Genomic DNA, 2693 nt, shown 5'->3' with positions numbered 1-2693 from the left:
CATTTTACGCAGGGGGTACTTAGATAAAATCAGTATAGCACAATAAAAGTTAAGTTAACAAGCTATAGTTTAAAAAGCCGTCCTAAAAGGACGGGGCTTTAACCCAAAATTTCGGTAAGACAGGAGACAAGGCCAGAACAGTTTGTCTTCTCCGAGCGATTCGGGTAGAAAACTCTACTCTGTCAAAGTTAAATCCACTCTTCTTCATCCGCTTTGTTTACCTCCCGATCTTCGTTTTGATCTTGGGCAGGGGGCGTAATAATCCGATAATTGACATCGTAAACTTGATCGGCTTTTTCCCCGCGACTCTGTTTGGCTGTGCGGTAACTATAGGAATAAACCGAGCCAGTTTGAGAACTGTCATCTGGAGGCTTGACAAAATCCGCTTTTTTGCCATCAGCAACCCTAGGCGGGAATTCTTCCCGATCCTGAATGGTAGTCGGTTTTTCGGGGGGTGCATCAAAATTCCAATCATCACCGCTATCTCTTTCCCAATCGTTACCCGGTGGAGACGCAGCAGAATCTTGAATATAGGTAGGTCGGGGAGATGGGGGTGAGACTTTAGGATTATTGGCTATAGGAGGGGAGGCTTTTGGGGCAGCCAAAGGACGACCAAAACTATAGAGAAATTGCAGGGTTAAACCACTGATAATTCCCGCTAGGGTGAAAAGTAACACCCAGACAGCTAGGGGCAGTTTTACCGTCATAATACCGCCAAAAAAGACCAAAGTGATCACCCCCAGATTCTGCCAGATCAGTAATCCGCCCACAGCGATCGCAAATAAGACCATAATCCAGCCCATTTTTACCTCCCTTGATTCAGTGATCAGTGATCAGTAAACAGTAAACAGTAAACAGTGATCAGTAAACAGGTACAAAGATAAAGATAACTAACTAACTAATTAACTTAAAACTTACATCTGATAACTGATAACTTACATCTGATAACTGATAACTTACATCTGATAACTGATAACTTACATCTGATAACTTACATCTGATAACTGATAACTTACCCACTGATAACTTACATCTGATCACTGATCACTGTTAATGTCCTTGCCAGCGATTAATGGCCACACAATCGATATCTAACTGATCGAGAGTACGAGCGATAACAAAATCGACCAAATCCTCGATCGATTGGGGATGGTGATACCATGCCGGTATTGCCGGCACAATTCTAACGCCCGCCTCGGCTAAAGTGGTTAAATTACGCAGATGAATTAAACTAAAAGGGGTTTCTCGCGGCACTACCACCAATTTTCTGCCCTCCTTAATCTGTACATCGGCCGCCCTTTCTAGCAAATCGGAACTTAATCCCCCCGCTAATTTGGCCACTGTACTCATGCTACAGGGAATAATTACCATACCAAGGGTGCGATAGGAACCACTGGCGATCGTTGCCCCCACATCACCCCAACGATGACAGCGTAATTTTCCCCCTTCCATCACCCCGCATTGGCTGCGCCAAAATTGTTCTTGCAGATCCGGTTCTGGAGGCATCCGCACATTATCTTCCGCTTGCCAGACAGTGTAAGCTGATTTGGAGGCCACTAAATCGATCGTGTAGTCGGCTAAAAGTAGATATTTGAGAGTACGGACGGCATAAATCAGCCCTGATGCCCCCGTAACGCCCAAAATTAGCGGTTTAGATAATTCCTTCAAGCTCTAATTCCTCGATCAATTGTAATCCTCTCGGGTCACCCACTTTTAATAAAGCACCCCTGGCATCTTCCTTGACACCTAAATCCTCATCTTCCACCAAGGCCTCGATCAAAGCATCGATCGCCGTGGCATAAATAACATTTAAGGGCAATTCTCGGCATAATTGACCGATCGACCAAGCGCAATTACTCCGCACCGCCGCGATTAAATCTCGGCGCAATCCTTCAATTAAAGGCGGCAAGACGGTGATGATATCTTCATAATTGACCTTGGCAATCTGGGCTAAACTACTGGCAGCCCATAATCGCACCGCCGAAATATCGGTTTTGAGAGCATGAACCAAAGGCTCGATCGCTCTGCGATCGCCACAGTTGCCCAGGGCCCAAACTACCCCTTTTCTGACGTAACCATTCCAATCTCTGGCCAGTAGATCGATTAAAGGCTCCACGGCGCTAAGACTGGGATTTCTGCCCAAAGCGTAGGCGACACTGACACGCACTAGGGGACAGACATCGCTTAACATCTCTAGTAAGGGGGCGATCGCTCTTTCGTCACGCAATTCACAAAAGGCGCGAGCGGCGATCATTCTCTCGCTCACATGAGCAGAAGTCAGCAATGAGAGCATTTCCTCTGGATCGGGGGGGATTTCCGCTGCTATGTCCGGATCGCTCCCATCGAGAGGATTATTTAAGGAGTTGTTAGAGTCTAGGATTTCATTATCGTACATACTTGTTAGATTATCTTAATCCGTGACCGCTTACGTCAAGCCAAAAATCAAAAAGTAGTTGCGGGTTGGGGAGACTTTTCAGTGATCAGTAATCAGCCATCAGTAATCAGTGAACTGAAGGCAAGAGGCAACAGGCAACAGGCAAAAGAAAGAATCTGGCAATTCTCCTACCTAGGGTCTGCGGCAAAAAGTTTTTCGGTGGGGGTTGGGGGTTGGGGGTTGGGGGATGGGGGATGGGGGATGGGTTTTACCGATTTTCAGGTGGTCAACTACCTAATTTTCAGGGAAAAAGTACCTG

3 protein-coding genes and 1 pseudogene are annotated in these 2693 nt (G+C 46.3%); 1 reads left to right on the top strand and 3 read right to left on the bottom strand.

From position 1 onward, the window contains the following. Positions 1–188 precede the first annotated feature (188 nt). The 3 genes from EWV84_RS08330 to EWV84_RS08320 all read right to left on the bottom strand — a co-directional run bounded on the left by EWV84_RS08330 (position 189) and on the right by EWV84_RS08320 (position 2395). Positions 189–803: a LapA family protein gene (locus EWV84_RS08330; RefSeq protein ID WP_287683412.1), complete on the bottom strand. Its 615-nt coding sequence runs from the start codon at positions 801–803 to the stop codon at positions 189–191. A gap of 247 nt (positions 804–1050) precedes the next feature. Then, complete coding sequence (locus EWV84_RS08325) at positions 1051–1668, bottom strand: flavin prenyltransferase UbiX (RefSeq protein ID WP_286826054.1); 618 nt, start codon at positions 1666–1668, stop codon at positions 1051–1053. Then, positions 1652–2395 carry a HEAT repeat domain-containing protein gene (locus tag EWV84_RS08320; RefSeq protein ID WP_287077624.1) on the bottom strand — a complete coding sequence of 248 codons (744 nt, stop codon included), beginning with the start codon at positions 2393–2395 and terminating at the stop codon, positions 1652–1654. The genes EWV84_RS08325 and EWV84_RS08320 overlap by 17 nt, the downstream gene beginning before the upstream one ends. An 81-nt stretch (positions 2396–2476) precedes the next feature. On the opposite strand from EWV84_RS08320, the pseudogene EWV84_RS08315 reads away from it, so the two are divergent. Then, positions 2477–2693, top strand: a pseudogene (locus tag EWV84_RS08315) (hypothetical protein); the annotation flags it as partial.

Origin of the sequence: Microcystis sp. M_QC_C_20170808_M3Col, from assembly GCF_007095505.1 — a bacterium.
Taxonomy (GTDB): Bacteria; Cyanobacteriota; Cyanobacteriia; order Cyanobacteriales; family Microcystaceae; genus Microcystis.
The sequence above is the reverse complement of the archived record's forward strand: the minus strand, read 5'-3'. Positions and strand labels throughout refer to the sequence as shown.